The following is a 15,346-nucleotide window of genomic DNA, read 5'->3' on the forward strand; positions in this document are numbered from 1 at the left end:
TTGCGCATAACAACTAGCTGGTATCGTGCCGCCCTCCCTAAATGGGTGCGCGGCCGTGCGCGCGAAAGCTGTAGCAGCCTGAGAACAGGACATTTATGTACGTTTACGACCAGTACGACCAACACATCATCGAGGATCGGGTCCGGCAGTTCCGCGACCAGACCCGCCGCTTCCTGGCTGGCGAACTCGCTGATGAGGAGTTCCGCCCACTGCGTCTGCAGAACGGCCTGTACATCCAGCGCTATGCGCCGATGCTGCGCATCGCCGTGCCGTACGGTCTGCTTTCCTCGACGCAGGTGCGCAAGCTGGCCGAGATCGCCCGTCGCTACGACAAGGGTTATGCCCATATCAGCACCCGGACCAACGTGCAGTTCAATTGGCCTGAACTGGAAGACGTACCCGAGATCCTCGCCGAGCTGGCCACCGTGCAGATGCACGCCATTCAGACCAGCGGCAACTGCATCCGCAACACCACCACCGACCAGTTCGCCGGTGTGGCCAAGGACGAGCTGATCGATCCACGGCCGTGGTGCGAGATCATCCGTCAGTGGTCCACCTTCCATCCCGAATTCGCCTTCCTGCCGCGCAAGTTCAAGATTGCGGTCAACGGCGCCGTGAGCGATCGCGCCGCGATCGAAGTGCACGACATTGGACTGGAAGCAGTAAAGAACGACGCAGGCGAGCTGGGCTTCCGCGTTTCGGTCGGTGGCGGCCTCGGTCGCACTCCGATCGTCGGCAGCTTCATCAACGAATTCCTGCCGTGGCAGCACCTGCTGAGCTACCTCGATGCGATCCTGCGGGTCTACAACCGATACGGCCGCCGCGACAACAAGTTCAAGGCGCGCATCAAGATCTTGGTCAAGGCGCTGACGCCTGAAGTATTCGCAGAGCGCGTCAACGCGGAGTGGGCGCATGTGAAGGATGGCCCGACCACCCTGACCGAAGCTGAAGTTCAGCGTGTCAGCAAGTTCTTCGTCGATCCGCAGTACAAGGCTCTGCAAGATCAGGACGCCGCCCTCGCCGAGCTGGACGCCGAGCATCCCGGTTTCGCTCGCTGGCGCCAGCGCAACGTGGTCGCGCATAAGAAGCCCGGCTATGCAGCAGTCACCATGTCGCTGAAGACAACCGGCGTTGCGCCGGGCGATGTCACCGACAAGCAGCTCGACGCCATCGCCGATCTGGCCGATCGCTACAGCTTCGGCGAGGTGCGCAACTCCCACGAGCAGAACATGATCCTGGCCGACGTCGAACAGGCCAGGCTGTTCGAGCTGTGGCACGAATTGCGCGAACTGGGCCTGGCCACGCCAAACATCGGTCTGCTGACCGACATCATCTGCTGCCCGGGCGGCGATTTCTGCTCCCTGGCCAACGCCAAATCGATTCCGATCGCCGAAGCCATCCAGCGGCGCTTCGACAACCTCGATTACCTGTTCGATCTGGGCAACATCGACCTGAACATCTCCGGTTGCATGAACGCCTGTGGCCATCACCATGTCGGCCACATCGGCATCCTCGGCGTGGACAAGAAAGGCGCCGAGTTCTACCAGGTCTCGCTGGGCGGCAGCTCCGGCCGCGACGCCAGCCTCGGCCAGATACTCGGCCCGTCCTTCGCCCAGGATGCGATGCCTGACGTCATCGAGAAGATCATCACCGTCTACGTGGAGCAGCGTACCGAAGATGAGCAGTTCATCGATACTTTCCGCCGCATCGGCATTGATCCCTTCAAGGAGCGCGTCTATGCAGCGAATCATTAAGAACGACCAGCTGGTCGACGAAACCTGGCACCTGCTCCCCAAGGAGCAGACCCTGGACGACCTGTGCAACAGCGACGATCTGATCGTGCCGCTGCACCTGTGGCTCGATCATGCCCATGCGCTCAAAGCCCGTGACGGTGGCCTGGGTGTGTGGCTCGATGCCCATGAGCAGGTGGAAGATATCGCTGACGACCTGCAGTACTTCCAGGTCATCGCGCTGAACTTCCCGAGCTTCACCGATGGTCGTCACTACTCCAGCGCGCGCCTGCTGCGTGAGCGCTACGGTTACAAGGGTGAGATCCGCGCCATCGGCGATGTGCTGCGCGACCAGCTGTTCTACATGCGCCGCTGTGGCTTCGACGCTTTCGCCATCCGCGCCGATCGCGATCCCGTCGATGCCCTGGAAGGTCTCAAGGACTTCTCCGTGACCTATCAGGCCGCAGCCGACGACGAGCGCCCGCTGTTCCGTCGCCGTCAGATCTGACGACAACGCCAGCAAAAGAAAGCCCGCCTATTGGCGGGCTTTTCGTTGGGGTCACTGGTACATCCAGAAATTCGGATGCTCGACCGGTACCGGCACTACAGCGGTCTTTTTTCCGGAAGCGATCTGTTTGATCTTTTCGGCCAGCTTTTTCATGAGCGATTTCCTCGGTTGCGGTCAGGAGTGGCGATAGATTCGCCCAAACACAGCGCCCGAGGAAATTCATTGCCGCTATCGTACCGATTGACCAGGCGAGGCTTCGTTACCCCTCAATCCAGACGCACCAGCACGCGCCCGACCTGACCGCCCGCCAGGATGCGCTCGATGGCCTCCGGCAGTTGCTCCAGATTGATCTCATGGGCCAGCTCATCGAGATTGGCCAGCTTCCATTGCAACGACAGCTTGTCCCACATGGAGGCCTTGACCACCAGCGGAATCTCCACCGAATCCACGCCCAGCAGGTTCACGCCGCGAAGGATGAACGGCAGTACGCTGGCCTGGAAATGCGTGCCGGCAGTAAGGCCACAGCAGGCTACGCTGGCGCCACGCTGCAGTGACTTGACCACATTGAACAGGATGTCGCCGCCCACGGTATCCACCGCACCATTCCACTGCTCCTTCAGCAAGGCTTTCTCGACGCCGGCCTGCAGCGCAGCACGCTCGACGATCTGCGTGGCCCCGAGGCGGGTCAGGAAATCGGCCTGGTCGGCCTTGCCGGTCACGGCAGCCACCTTGTAGCCGAGGCTGGCCAGCAACGCCACCGCAATGCTGCCGACACCGCCGGTCGCACCGGTCACCAGCACCGGCGCGTCTCCCGGCTCGAGACCAGCCTGTTCCAGCTTGTCGACACAGAGTGCGGCAGTCAGGCCGGCTGTGCCGAGTATCATCGCGTCACGTAGTGACAGTCCCTGCGGACGCTTGATGACCCAGGCGGCCGGAACCCGGATGTATTGACCGAAGCCGCCGGCGGTATTCATGCCCAGGTCATAGCCGGTGACGATCACTTCATCGCCTTCGGCGAACTCGGCCACGCTGGACGAGGCCACGACACCGGCGGCATCGATCCCCGGGGTGTGTGGGTAAGAGCGGGTCACGCCACGATTGCCGCTGGCGGAAAGCGCGTCCTTGAAGTTCAGCGAGGAGTAACGCACCCGGATGAGCACCTCACCGGCTGGTAGGTCGTCGGTGGCTCGCTCGACAATCTTCGATTCGAAGCGCCCACCTTCGCTCTCGCTGACTTGTAGTGCCTTGAAGCTGCTCATCGCGGTTCCCCTTGTCATTGCCAAAAACGTTGTTCGTTCAGCCGGCTCCAGCCTTTCAGCAAGCCGTGCTCCATGATCGTGCTGGCCGCCATGCCGAAACGCTCCGGCAGGCTCTTCTTCTGTACGTAATGCAGCTGGAAGAGTTCAGCCTCCTGCGCGCGCTCGGCAAGATACTGATCGCTGGTCTTGAGCTCGTCCGCCAGATGCTTGCCCAGCGCTGCAATGCCCAGCCAGACCTCACCCGTCGCGACATCGTCGATCGACAGGTTCTGGCGATAGCGGGCAACGAAGTTCTTGAACAGCTCGTGCGTGGTTTCCAGGTCTTCCTGGAATTTCTCCCGCCCCTTGTCGGTGTTCTCGCCGAATACGGTGAGGGTGCGCTTGTATTCGCCAGCGGTGAGCACCTCGAAGTCCACGTCGTGTTTCTTCAGCAAGCGGTGCACATTGGGCAGCTGCGCTACCACGCCGATGGAGCCAAGGATTGCGAACGGCGCCGTGAGGATACGGTTGCCGATGCAAGCCATCATGTAGCCACCGCTCGCCGCGACCTTGTCGACGCAAACGGTCAGCGGCACACCGGCATCGCGGATGCGCACCAGCTGCGAGGCAGCCAGACCGTAGCCGTGGACCATGCCGCCGCCACTTTCCAGACGCAGTACCACCTCATCCTGAGGCGTCGCCATGGTCAGCAACGCGGTGATCTCATGGCGCAGGTTTTCCACCGCCGATGCACGGATGTCGCCGTCGAAATCGAGCACGAACACACGTGCGGACGTCTCCGATTTCTTCGTCTGCTTGGCCGCCTTCGCCTCACGCTTGCGCAACGCCTTGAACTCGTCCTTTTCCAGCACCGCCTGCTCCAGGCGCTCGCGCATGGATTTGTAGAATTCGTTGAGCTTGTGCACCTCCAGATGCCCACAACCCTGTTTGCTGCGTCCGCGCCGCATGGAAGCGAGCGCGATGAGCACGATCACGATAGCCACCACCAGCGTGACGGTCTTGGCCAGGAAGCTGGCGTAGTCGACAAGAAATTCCACGTATCCCCCTCGATGAGTTTCAGGCGCCGCCGCAGCTCTTGACGCCGAGCCGCCAGCATACCGATGGCCCCTTGACTGAGCCAGCCGGCGGGATTCAAACAAACGTTCGAATTATCGTTGACACTCCGGAACGATGTCCCTACCCTCGCGAAAAAACAGTGCCGGCCGGAGCAGCAGCATGGGCAGTATCTACCTGATCAGACATGGTCAGGCGTCTTTCGGCGCAGAAAACTATGACGTGCTGTCTCCCCTGGGTTATCGCCAGTCCGAAGCGCTGGGCGATTACCTGGCGCAACTCGGCGTGAGCTTCGATCGCTGCCTCAGTGGCGAACTCGATCGCCAGCAGGACACGGCCAGAGCGACCCTGGCGCGGCTCGGTCCGCAACCCGATGTCGAAATCGATGCGGCCTTCAACGAATTCCATGCCGACGCGGTGATCCGCGCCCACCTGCCCGACCTGCTGAAGGTCGAGCCCAACGCCATGCATATCCTGCGCAATGCCGCCGATCACCGTGCCGACTTCCAGAGACTTTTCACCTATGTGGTGCACCGCTGGATTTCCGGCGAACACGAGAAAGACGAACTGGAGAGCTGGCAGCATTTCCTCGATCGCGTAAGCGGTGGCCTGGAGCGCGTGCTCGAGCGGGCCGACAAGCGCGACCGCATCGCCATCTTCACCTCCGGTGGAACCATTACCGCGCTGCTGCAGCTGATCATAGGCGTACCGCCGATCAAGGCGTTCGAAATGAACTGGCAGATCGTCAATACGTCGCTCAGCCTGCTGAAGTTTCGTGAGCGTGACGTCGCGCTCGCGTCATTCAACAGTCATGCGCATCTGCAACTTCTAAAGAATCCGGAGCTCATCACCCATAGATGAGCCCAGCCCCAAGCGGCCCAAAGCTGCGTGTAACCATAACGAGCAAAAAGGAAACCCTCATGAGCAACGTCGCCGAAACCTTCAAAGGCATGCAGTCGAAGTTCAACCCCAGCGCCGCCGCCGGCCTGGATCTGGTGTTCCAGTTCAATATCACCGATGCCGAGAACTACTACCTGGTCGTCAAGGATGGCACCTGTGATCTGCAGCAGGGCGAGTCCAGCGATGCCAACGTCACCCTGATCATGGACAGCGAAACCATGCAGGGCATCGTCAGCGGCGAGACCGACGGCATGCAGGCCTTCATGGGCGGCAAGCTGCGCGCCGAAGGCGACATGATGCTGGCCCTGAAGCTCAGCGAGCTCTTCCCGGCCTGAATCTCAGGCGGCGGTCGAGAGACACGAAAAACCGAAGTCCCGACTTCGGTTTTTTTATGTCCAACGTATCCGTGAATGGCGGATCAGGCAGCTTGATTGACAGGCAACACGCCGGCCAATAACGGCCAGCCGCACTTGGTATCAGGCACCGCGAGCATTAGATTGTTGAATCATCTTGGGCACCAAACATAAGCAGAAGGGATAACAATGGCGCTTACAGATCAAAGCACCCCTGTCCGCACGGGTGAGGAATTGCCCGCCGATGTCATCGACAAGTACCTGAAGGCACATATCCCGGGACTGGACGGAACACCGCAGATTTCCCAGTTCCCCGGCGGCGCGTCGAACCTGACCTACCTGCTGCAATACCCCGGCCTGGACTTGGTGCTGCGCCGCCCGCCGTTCGGCCACAAGGCCAAGTCCGCTCACGATATGGGCCGCGAGTACCGCATTCTCAATCAGCTCAACGCTGGGTTCCCCTACTGCCCCAAGGCATATGTCTACTGCACCGATGAATCGGTGATCGGCGCCGAGTTCTACGTGATGGAGCGCGTCAACGGCATCATCCTGCGTTCGGAACTGCCACCTGAGCTGAACTTCGACGAATCCCAGACCCGCGCCCTGTGCGAGAGCTTTATCGACAAGTTCGTCGAGCTGCATAACGTCGACTACCAGGCCTGCGGGCTCGGCGATCTGGGCAAGCCGGAAGGCTACGTGAGGCGCCAGATCGAAGGCTGGAGCGAACGCTACGAGCGCGCCATGACCCCTGACGCGCCGGCCTGGGAAGCGGTCAAGGCCTGGCTGAAGGACAAGATGCCGGCCGACCACCCAAAACCCGGGATCATTCACAACGACTACCGCTTCGACAACGTCATTCTCAATCCGGACAACCCGATGGAGATCATCGGCGTGCTGGACTGGGAAATGACCACCATCGGTGATCCGCTGATGGATCTGGGCAACACCCTGGCCTACTGGATCGAAGCCGACGATCCCCAGCCGATGCAGGCGATGCGCCGCCAGCCGAGTCACCTGCCCGGCATGCTCACCCGCCAGGGCTTCGTCGATTACTACGCCCAGCGCGCCGGCATCGAGATCCCCTGCATCGACTTCTACTACACCTACGGCCTGTTCCGCCTGGCCGGAATCGTCCAACAGATCTATTACCGCTTCCATCACGGCCAGACCCAGGACAAGCGTTTTGCCCAGTTCATCCACATGAACAAGCTTCTCGAGCAAAAGGCACTGCAAGTTATCGGGCAATCGAAGCTCTGACCCCACCCAATCCGTCTGTGGCCTGCCACAGAAACGAACAAGAAAGAGGAACGACCATGTCCAAGACCACCCTGTTCGACCTAGACGGCAAGATCGCCTTCGTTTCCGGCGCCAGCCGCGGTATCGGCGAGGCGATCGCCAAACTGCTCGCCCAGCAAGGCGCCCACGTAATCGTCTCCAGCCGCAAGATCGAAGGCTGCCAGGCGGTCGCCGATGCCATCGTCGCGGCTGGCGGAAAGGCCACCCCGGTGGCCTGCCACATTGGCGAGCTGGAGCAGATTCAGGCCGTGTTCGCGCAGATCCGCGAGCAGTTCGGCCGCCTCGACATCCTGGTCAACAATGCCGCCACCAACCCGCAGTTCTGCCATGTGCTGGACACTGACGTATCGGCCTTCCAGAAGACCGTCGACGTGAACATTCGCGGCTATTTCTACATGTCCGTCGAGGCCGGCAAGCTGATGCGCGAGCACGGCGGCGGCAGCATCATCAACGTCGCGTCCATCAATGGTGTTTCGCCAGGCAACTTCCAGGGGATCTATTCGATCACCAAGGGCGCCGTGATCAACATGACCAAGGCGTTCGCGAAGGAGTGTGCCCAGTTCGGCATTCGCTGCAACGCCTTGCTGCCCGGGCTGACCGACACCAAGTTCGCTTCGGCACTGGTCAAGAACGACTCGATCCTGCAGATGGCCCTGCAGCACATTCCGCTGAGCCGCGTTGCCCAGCCGAGCGAGATGGCCGGCGCTGTGCTCTACCTGGCCAGCGAGGCATCGAGCTACACCACCGGCGTGTCGCTCAATGTCGATGGCGGCTATCTGGCCTGATCCGACCAGCCAAATGAAAAAGGGAGCCGGAATGGCTCCCTTTTGTTATCTGCACGCTTACCAGTTCTTCAACGCTTCGGTCGCCGCTGCGTTCAACGGCCTGGCCAGCAGGCCGGTCGGTGCAAGCTCCACCGCATAGCTGGCGCCATCGGCGATCGGCATGTAATCGACGCGTAACACTTGCGGCTCGAGGAAATGCAAGTTGCGCCGTTCCAGCTGCAGCGACTGCCAGATATCCACCCCCAGCAGCTTCTCACTCAGCTCAACCTGCGCATGACGCGCCAGGTTCTGCTGTTCCACCGCCAAGTAACGTCCGGAGAGTCTTTCCAGGCGGTAGCCCGACTCCAGCCCGATAAGCTCAGCGAGACTTTTCCAGCGAAGCACATGCAGGTCGAGTTGCCAAAGATCGCCCTCAAGCACGTACGTTCGGGTTGTTTTTTCCTGTTCCAGGATGACCTCATAACGCTGCGGTCCTACGGCCTGAAAGCGCAGGGTCGCCAGCGCCCGCGCATCCGGAAGCGCCGCATAGGTACTGATGTCGTAGCCGATCAGGCCAATCAGACCGGCAAGGGCGAGAGCCAGAAAGCCGCAGGTGCCCCTCAGCCAACCCATCAGCCACTGCCCCCCCAGCAACAAGCGCAGCGCCACCAGCAACACGATCACTGCCAGCACGGCAACCACGATCGCAAGCCCAAGATATTGCATAACCAAGCGTCCTTTTCATTGGGTGCGATATTATCCGCGGCCCCCGCCCAGGCAGCCAGAGCCGGCATGGGATGGCGGTCACGCGGCGGTACTGTTCTTGCTCGATCTTCTGATAGTTCATGTTGTCGCCACTTCCGCGGTCGCGACCGCGGCATTATTCTCCGCTGTCCCTTTGCTCAGCGAGACCTGTATGCCCTTCGCACTTGAGCTCGCGCTCGATCCATCAATATTGTTGTTACTTTTCGCAGTCGCCTTCACCGCTGGGTTCATCGACGCCATTGCCGGCGGCGGTGGACTGCTGACGATTCCTGCATTGCTGACGGCAGGTCTGCCACCGCACCTGGTGCTGGGGACCAACAAACTGTGCGCCACCTTTGGTTCGGCGACCGCGAGCTACACCTTCTACCGACGCCGGCTTTTCGAGCCGGGTCTGTGGCGACGAGCGCTGCTCGGCACCGCCGTTGGCGCAGCGCTCGGTGCATTGCTCGCGCAATACATGCCGGCAAGCTGGCTCAATCAGCTGCTGCCGCTAGTGGTGTCCGCCTGCGGCATCTACCTGCTGTTCAGCAAAGTGCCGGCGAAGGCTGCCGGTGATGCAGCTGAAATCGGTCGTCGACGGCAGTGGCCGCAGAGTCTCTCGCTCGGTTTCTACGACGGCGTCGCTGGGCCCGGCACGGGCGCTTTCTGGACCGTCAGCAGCATGCTGCTCTATCCCCTCGACCTGTTGCGGGCCAGTGGGCTGGCGCGAACGATGAACTTCGTCAGCAACGCCGTGGCGCTGGCGGTGTTCATCGTGGGTGGGCATGTCGCCTGGGTACTGGGGATCGGTATGGGGCTGGCGCTGATGGCAGGCGCCTACTTCGGCGCACGCACGGCCATCGGCGGCGGCTCTCGCTTCATCCGCCCGGTGTTCATCCTCGTGGTACTTGCGATGAGCCTGCGCCTAGCCTGGCAGCACTGGTTCGGGGCGGCCTAGCCGACGAGCCAGGTACAGCTCGATCAGATAGCGCGCGATTGACTGGCGCGCGGGCAACGCCGGCAGGTTGTCGATATGAAACCAGCGTGCATCCTCGATTTCTTCGGGCTGCGGGACGATCTCGCCGCCGGCATATTCGGCGTGGAACCCAAGCATGAGGGAATGGGGAAACGGCCAGCCCTGGCTGGCAATGTACTGCGGCGAGTGAATTTCCACCCCAACCTCTTCCCGCACTTCACGTGCCACACACTGCTCGACCGACTCACCCGGCTCCACGTAGCCGGCCAGCGTACTGTAGACGCCGACTGCGAAGCGCGGTGAACGCGCCAGCAGCAGCTCGTCACCACGGGTAACCAGAACGATCATGCTGGGCGAAAGCCGTGGGTAGTGCTGAACGCCACAGGCTGGACAGTACATGGCGCGCTCACCAGCTCGCGCCTGCATGCGCGAGCCGCAACTGCCGCAGAAGCGATGCTGGCTGACCCAGGTGCCGATCTGCGTGGCGTAGCCGAGCAGGCGAAACAGGTCCTGGTCGGCCTGCTGCATGAACTGACGCAGCCCCTGCCAACGCGCACCAGGCACTTCAGCGGGAAAGTCCAGTTCGAAGAGAAAGACCGGCTCGCCATCGAAATGCCCGAGTCCCTGCTCGCTCAGCAGCGGCAGCTCCAGACGCTTGAGCCAGTCCCGTGGAAACAGCACGCCACTGTCGTCGACCAGAAACTGTTGCCGGCAATGCACCACCGCCCAGCCCCCCGCCAGCGAGGGGTCGAGCAGCGCCGCCTGCCAGCGCAGACTCATCAGGCGGCGACCGGCATACCCAGCGCGCGTACGCTCTCGCTGGCCAGATCGAGCACACTGAGGCGCGAATCATCGCGCCGCAGGACGGCACCACCCTCAAGGTAGTACTCGAGGCTGGTCAAGGCGTCGGCGAGGGTCTCGAGCAGCTGTTCGGGTGGCATCTGGTTCGACTCGAGCATATGTTTCTGAATGAAATCGGCACAGGCACCGATCAGCTCGGCGGCCCGTTCCTGTTCGAGGAAGCGCAAGCCGCCTCGGACGGCCTGCAGACTGAACGGCACGTTGGCCAAATGCAGCTTTTCCCCGTTCGACTCGAGGTAGGCGGTGATGGCACGCTTGGCCAGCGCCAGTCCTGCGGTCGCCTCGTCGATCACCACGATGCAGGCTTCGGTCAGCTGGTGGTTGGCGAAGGCTTCCGCCTCCATGCCCGGTCGGGCGACCTGAGGCTTGTTCTCCCGTCGGTCCCCGCGCTCCAGGCTGGCGACCATGCTCTCGACGTAAAGCACCGCATCGGCCAGACGCTGGATCACTTCAGGGTCAGGCGTGCGTTCCAGGCTCCAGCCGGACACGTCGCCAAGTTGCACCTGCAGCGTGCTCGCTGCCGAGGACAGACCAACCATGCCCAGGGTCTTGGCCAGCTTGCCCAGCAGGTTGTGCAGGTTTGAATAGGCCTCTGCCTGGGCGGTACCCCGCTCGATCAGATCCAGCAGATCTTTAAGGCTCGCCAATTCTTCGCGGATCGCCGAGGACAACGAGCGCATGACAGCCTGGCCGGGACCTGCGAGGCGCTGTGACTCATCCTCGAGCAGATGGTCGGTAAAGGGCAGCGGGCTCAGCGAGAAGACCTGGCGCACCTGGCTTGCGAGCGGTCCTTTGCTGTCGGCCAACGCTACGACGTACAACAGCTCCTTCAGCAGGCTACGTGGCGCCTCGTATGCAGGATTGCCGAGTACCTGCTTGAGCTCACGATCGAGCCTGGAGAACAGCTGCTTGCGCGACTTGCGTGGCAAGAGCTGGCCATCCAGCTGAGACTCCAGGGCCGCGCTGCCGATCCAGCACAGCCGACTGGCTGGCGTTTCGATGAAAAGGTGATCGAGGCGCGACAACGCGCGTCCCATGAGTTTCAGGCTGGCAGGCAGGTTCTCTTCGCGAATGAAGCCGAGCAGGCCGACCTGATACATCTGACGTAGTCGCCGCGCTTCGGCCGCCGGTGCGCCGCCCGGCCGCGGCGGCACCTCTGTCGCGGGCCGCGCATGGTCGAGCCGAACGCTGAAGAAGAAGCTCTCCGGCAACGGAGGCTGGGTGCAGGCCTGACGCAACGCATTGATCGCCGGAAGCAACAGTTCAGGAATCTCCTGACGACTGGCATCGACGCTCTCCAGGTAGCGGCGCAGTACATAGAGTGCGTTGCTCAGCGCAGCGAGCTGAACGTCACGGTCTTCGCCCGCGCCGACGGGAATGTCGGTGGCCAGTTGCAGGATTTCCTGTGCGAGGAGTTCGGCGCCGGTCAGCTCGATCAAATTGAGCGTGCCGCGTACCTGCTTGAGATTCTCGACCGCCTGTTGCAACAAGCCGCCGTTGTTGCGATCGATGATGAAATGCTCGAGGCTCTGCTCGGCCTCCTCCATGGTGGCGAAAAGCTCGTCACGGACCAGACCGAGAGAAGTTGCTCCAGTAACCATGCCTAGTGCGCCTCCCGCGCAAACGTATGATGGCGCATCAGTCGGCAAAGTCCGGCTTCTGTTTGCTCATGTGAGCGGCAATGGCCACCTTGATGTCGGCCGACTGCAGCATCGCCGCATTCCAGGTGGCGATGTATTCGAGACCATCGTCGACGCGATGATCGCGCATGTAGCGGATCATTTCCTTGGTACCGCGGATGGCGACCGGCGATTTGCTGGCGATGTCGCGGGCCAGCTCAAGCACGCCATCCATCAGAGCCTGCTGGTCGGCATAGGTGCGATTGACCAGGCCAATGCTGCGCGCCTCTTCACCGTCGATCGTGCGACCGGTAAAAGCCAGCTCGCGCATCATGCCATCGCCGATGATGCGAGGCAGGCGCTGCAAGGTTCCGACATCGGCGGCCATACCCATGTCGATCTCCTTGATCGAGAATTTCGCCCCTACCGTGCTGTAGCGCATGTCGCAGGCGGAGATGAGGTCGATGGCGCCACCCAGGCAGTAGCCCTGGATCGCCGCGATGACAGGCTTTCGACAGTGGTCGACGGCGTTGAACGAGGCCTGCAGGGACAGGATCTTGCGGCGCAGCTGCTCGGCGTTGCGTCCGACATCACGGCCCAGCTGGCTGCCGACCGAGGCCAGCAGCTGCAGGTCGATGCCCGACGAGAAATGGTCGCCGGCCCCGCTGAGGACCACGACGCGCACCTCGTCGGTGGCATCGACCCAGTTGAAGATATCGATGATCTCCGTCCAGAAGGCGGCATCCATCGCATTGATCTTCTCGGGCCGGTTGATCTCGACCCGGGCGATCTTGTCCGCCAACTCTACACGGAAGGCTTTGTATTCGGTCACGCTATCATCCTCGACAGCAAGGGCGCAGGGGCATCGTGTCGGAGGCAAGCCGCACGACGGTGGGCAACTATAACAACTGGCGTCACGACGAGTGAATGTGGTTGCAGACGATGTGATACAGACCACGCCGTTGAGCGACCTGTTCGTACCGTACTAGACGGCCCGCTCGACGACCGCTCATTCCCGGCGAATGCAGTCGACAGTGTACTCGCTGCCGCTGGCCCCCACTTCGTGCTGCAAACCATGGACATCCGCATCGAACCCAGGAAAGCGCTCGGCGAAATCGCGGGCGAAGACAAGGTAATCAAGAATCGAGCGAGTCTCGCCGGTGAAGCGCTCGCCCGGCATGATCAGCGGGATCCCCGGCGGATACGGCACCAGCATCACCGCCGCGACGCGCCCTTCCAACTCATCGACCGGTACCGCCTCGACTTCGCCACGAACCAGTGCATCGTAGGCCTGCGCCGGCGTCATCGCCGGCTCCGGCAGTGCCGTGTACATCCGCCGCATGGCCCGCGCAGTCGCGTTCTCGCGATAGCAGCCATGCAACGCATTGCAGAGATCCCGCAACCCCATCCCGGCGTAAGTTGCCCCTCCACTACGAGCGATCGAAGGTAATGCATCAACCAGGGGGACATTGGCGTCGTAATGCCGCTTGAATTCGAGCAGCTCAGTCAGCAACGTGCTCCATTTACCCTTGGTGATGCCCATGGAGAACAGCACGAGCATCGAGTACAGGCCGGTCTTTTCGACGACCAGACCACGCTCCCAGAGGAATTTGCTGACCACCGCAGCCGGTATTCCGCTCTCGCCCAGCGAGCCGGATGCCGTGAGACCCGGCGTTACCAGGGTGACCTTGATCGGGTCGAGCAGCACGTAATCATCGGCGACATCGCCGAAACCATGCCAGTCGGCGGTCGGCTCCAGCAGCCAGTCCCGCGTTACCAGCCCATCGGCGCCGTCGGCCCGCGGCGGCTGCCAGATACTGAACCACCAGTCGTCCGGATCGATGTGCTGGCGTAGATTGGCCAACGCGCGACGGAAGCTCAGGGCTTCGTCGAAGGTTTCCTGAATCAGCGAGCGACCCGCCGGCCCTTCCATCATTGCCGAAGCCACGTCGAGCGAGGCCAGGATGCCGTACTGCGGCGAGGTGGAGATGTGCATCATGAAGGCTTCGTTGAAGCGATCACGGTCCAGCTGCCGGGTCTGGCTGTCGAGCACGTGAATCATCGAGGCCTGGCTGAAGGCGGCCAGCAGCTTGTGCGTCGAATGGGTGGTGAAGACCAGCGGCCCCTGCTCGCGGGTATCCATGCCGTAACGGCCATCGTAGAACTCATGGAATGCCGCGTAGGCGTACCACGCCTCGTCGAAATGCAGCACCTCGACATTGTCGGCCAGGGTGCGCTTGATCAGGTTGGCGTTGTAGCACAGGCCGTCGTAGGTGGAGTTGGTCACCACCGCCAGCTTGACCTTCGGCGGCCGGCCGCGAGCCAATGGGTTTGCGGCGATCTTCGCCTGGATCGACTCGCGGGTGAACTCTTCCAGCGGAATCGGCCCGATGATGCCCAGCTCGTTACGCGTGGGGCTCATGTATAACGGTATCGCCCCGGTCATGATGATCGCGTGGAGGATCGACTTGTGACAGTTGCGATCGACCAGTACCAGGTCGTCACGCGCCACCATCGAATGCCAGACGATCTTGTTCGCCGTCGAGGTGCCGTTGATCACGAAAAATGTATGGTCAGCGCCGAAATTACGCGCGGCACGCGCCTCCGCGGCGGCCAGCGGCCCGGTGTGATCGAGCAGCGAACCGAGCTCCGGCACCGACACGGAGAGATCCGAGCGCAGCGTGTTCTCGCCGAAGAACTGATGGAACGCCTGCCCGACCGGGCTCTTGCGATAGGCCACCCCGCCGCCATGGCCAGGTGTGTGCCAGGAGTAGTTGGACTCGCCGGTGTGCTGCACCAACGCGCGGAAAAATGGCGGCAACAGATCCTCGAGATAGTTGCGCGCCGCCCGGGCGACCTGCCGAGCCAGAAACGGCACGGTGTCTTCATAGAGGTAGAGCAGTCCGCGCAGCTCGTTGAGATCGGCCATGGCCTCGGCGGGCGCATTTTCGATCGTCACTTGCTCGCCCAACGCGAAGATCGGCAGGCGCGGCGCGCGGCGCCGGGCGACACGAATCAGCTCAACGACGTCATGCAGCAGGCGCTGATTGTCTCCCGCCCCCTCGGCCGCCACCAGGATGCAGGCCAACCCGTGATGGGTCGATGCCACGATGCGCCCCTCGCTGGAGCTGGCGGTGGGCAGGATGTTGAAGCCGTCGCGCTCCAGCTCCGAGGCGATGCCCCTGACGCGTTCGCCGGCAACGGTGTCGGCCTTGATGTCGCGATGGACGATGAGGATGGGGAATTTCAGATCTTTATACATGCGCACTCTCTGCGGACAGTC

Annotated in this window: 14 protein-coding genes; 7 read left to right on the top strand and 7 right to left on the bottom strand. The window is 62.0% G+C overall.

Annotated elements, in window-relative coordinates:
* The first annotated feature begins 95 nt into the window (after positions 1–95).
* Together NAO55_RS06515 and NAO55_RS06520 are read left to right on the top strand one after the other, a co-directional pair.
* On the top strand, positions 96–1,754 hold the full coding sequence (locus tag NAO55_RS06515) for a nitrite/sulfite reductase (protein ID WP_102841016.1): 1,659 nt from the start codon (positions 96–98) through the stop codon (positions 1,752–1,754).
* A complete protein-coding gene (locus NAO55_RS06520; protein ID WP_063540611.1) occupies positions 1,738–2,238 on the top strand; it encodes a DUF934 domain-containing protein in 501 nt (166 codons plus the stop codon). Before NAO55_RS06515 ends, NAO55_RS06520 begins: the two co-directional genes overlap by 17 nt.
* Before the next feature lie 266 nt (positions 2,239–2,504).
* Here the strand turns inward: NAO55_RS06520 and NAO55_RS06525 are convergent, their stop codons facing one another.
* Positions 2,505–3,497 (bottom strand): YhdH/YhfP family quinone oxidoreductase, encoded by a 993-nt coding sequence (locus tag NAO55_RS06525; RefSeq protein WP_063540612.1) that lies wholly within the window; start codon positions 3,495–3,497, stop codon positions 2,505–2,507.
* 14 nt (positions 3,498–3,511) lie between these two features.
* Complete coding sequence (sohB, locus tag NAO55_RS06530; RefSeq protein WP_102841015.1) at positions 3,512–4,534, bottom strand: protease SohB; 1,023 nt, start codon at positions 4,532–4,534, stop codon at positions 3,512–3,514.
* Positions 4,535–4,712: 178 nt separating this feature from the next.
* Between sohB and NAO55_RS06535 the strand changes: the two genes are divergently transcribed.
* From NAO55_RS06535 to NAO55_RS06550, 4 genes are all read left to right on the top strand, one after another.
* Positions 4,713–5,411: a histidine phosphatase family protein gene (locus NAO55_RS06535; RefSeq protein WP_102841014.1), complete on the top strand. Its 699-nt coding sequence runs from the start codon at positions 4,713–4,715 to the stop codon at positions 5,409–5,411.
* 59 nt (positions 5,412–5,470) lie between these two features.
* The gene (locus tag NAO55_RS06540) at positions 5,471–5,785 is read left to right on the top strand and encodes an SCP2 sterol-binding domain-containing protein (protein ID WP_003296758.1); all 315 of its coding nucleotides are present in this window, start codon (positions 5,471–5,473) and stop codon (positions 5,783–5,785) included.
* A 207-nt stretch (positions 5,786–5,992) separates the two neighbouring features.
* A complete protein-coding gene (locus NAO55_RS06545) occupies positions 5,993–7,060 on the top strand; it encodes a phosphotransferase family protein (protein WP_102841013.1) in 1,068 nt (355 codons plus the stop codon).
* A gap of 56 nt (positions 7,061–7,116) precedes the next feature.
* The gene (locus NAO55_RS06550; protein ID WP_102841012.1) at positions 7,117–7,884 is read left to right on the top strand and encodes an SDR family oxidoreductase; all 768 of its coding nucleotides are present in this window, start codon (positions 7,117–7,119) and stop codon (positions 7,882–7,884) included.
* A gap of 57 nt (positions 7,885–7,941) precedes the next feature.
* Here the strand turns inward: NAO55_RS06550 and NAO55_RS06555 are convergent, their stop codons facing one another.
* Positions 7,942–8,589 (bottom strand): hypothetical protein, encoded by a 648-nt coding sequence (locus tag NAO55_RS06555; RefSeq protein WP_102841011.1) that lies wholly within the window; start codon positions 8,587–8,589, stop codon positions 7,942–7,944.
* A gap of 190 nt (positions 8,590–8,779) precedes the next feature.
* Here NAO55_RS06555 and NAO55_RS06560 point away from each other — a divergent pair, with 190 nt between their 5' ends.
* Positions 8,780–9,565: a TSUP family transporter gene (locus tag NAO55_RS06560; protein ID WP_102841010.1), complete on the top strand. Its 786-nt coding sequence runs from the start codon at positions 8,780–8,782 to the stop codon at positions 9,563–9,565.
* On the opposite strand, the gene nudC is transcribed toward NAO55_RS06560, so the two are convergent.
* The 4 genes from nudC to NAO55_RS06580 form a co-directional block, all read right to left on the bottom strand.
* Positions 9,533–10,363 (bottom strand): NAD(+) diphosphatase, encoded by an 831-nt coding sequence (nudC, locus tag NAO55_RS06565; RefSeq protein ID WP_102841009.1) that lies wholly within the window; start codon positions 10,361–10,363, stop codon positions 9,533–9,535. The two genes, NAO55_RS06560 and nudC, sit on opposite strands and share 33 nt — an antisense overlap.
* A complete protein-coding gene (locus NAO55_RS06570; RefSeq protein WP_102841008.1) occupies positions 10,363–12,045 on the bottom strand; it encodes a FimL-related protein in 1,683 nt (560 codons plus the stop codon). Before NAO55_RS06570 ends, nudC begins: the two co-directional genes overlap by 1 nt.
* 37 nt (positions 12,046–12,082) lie before the next feature.
* A complete protein-coding gene (locus tag NAO55_RS06575; protein WP_102841007.1) occupies positions 12,083–12,895 on the bottom strand; it encodes a crotonase/enoyl-CoA hydratase family protein in 813 nt (270 codons plus the stop codon).
* A 177-nt stretch (positions 12,896–13,072) separates the two neighbouring features.
* A complete protein-coding gene (locus NAO55_RS06580; RefSeq protein WP_102841006.1) occupies positions 13,073–15,325 on the bottom strand; it encodes an Orn/Lys/Arg family decarboxylase in 2,253 nt (750 codons plus the stop codon).
* Between the last annotated feature and the right edge of the window lie 21 nt (positions 15,326–15,346).

The organism is Stutzerimonas frequens, assembly GCF_024448335.1.
GTDB classification, from domain to species: domain Bacteria; phylum Pseudomonadota; class Gammaproteobacteria; order Pseudomonadales; family Pseudomonadaceae; genus Stutzerimonas; species Stutzerimonas frequens.

Bases quoted from the DNA above. Each gene is read 5' to 3' on its own strand.
- NAO55_RS06555 (WP_102841011.1), bottom strand. From the start codon at position 8,589: ATGCAATATCTTGGGCTTGCGATCGTGGTTGCCGTGCTGGCAGTGATC.
- NAO55_RS06535 (WP_102841014.1), top strand. From the start codon at position 4,713: ATGGGCAGTATCTACCTGATCAGACATGGTCAGGCGTCTTTCGGCGCA.
- NAO55_RS06580 (WP_102841006.1), bottom strand. From the start codon at position 15,325: ATGTATAAAGATCTGAAATTCCCCATCCTCATCGTCCATCGCGACATC.
- NAO55_RS06550 (WP_102841012.1), top strand. From the start codon at position 7,117: ATGTCCAAGACCACCCTGTTCGACCTAGACGGCAAGATCGCCTTCGTT.
- NAO55_RS06525 (WP_063540612.1), bottom strand. From the start codon at position 3,497: ATGAGCAGCTTCAAGGCACTACAAGTCAGCGAGAGCGAAGGTGGGCGC.
- NAO55_RS06560 (WP_102841010.1), top strand. From the start codon at position 8,780: ATGCCCTTCGCACTTGAGCTCGCGCTCGATCCATCAATATTGTTGTTA.
- NAO55_RS06515 (WP_102841016.1), top strand. From the start codon at position 96: ATGTACGTTTACGACCAGTACGACCAACACATCATCGAGGATCGGGTC.
- NAO55_RS06570 (WP_102841008.1), bottom strand. From the start codon at position 12,045: ATGGTTACTGGAGCAACTTCTCTCGGTCTGGTCCGTGACGAGCTTTTC.
- nudC (WP_102841009.1), bottom strand. From the start codon at position 10,363: ATGAGTCTGCGCTGGCAGGCGGCGCTGCTCGACCCCTCGCTGGCGGGG.
- NAO55_RS06520 (WP_063540611.1), top strand. From the start codon at position 1,738: ATGCAGCGAATCATTAAGAACGACCAGCTGGTCGACGAAACCTGGCAC.
- NAO55_RS06540 (WP_003296758.1), top strand. From the start codon at position 5,471: ATGAGCAACGTCGCCGAAACCTTCAAAGGCATGCAGTCGAAGTTCAAC.
- NAO55_RS06545 (WP_102841013.1), top strand. From the start codon at position 5,993: ATGGCGCTTACAGATCAAAGCACCCCTGTCCGCACGGGTGAGGAATTG.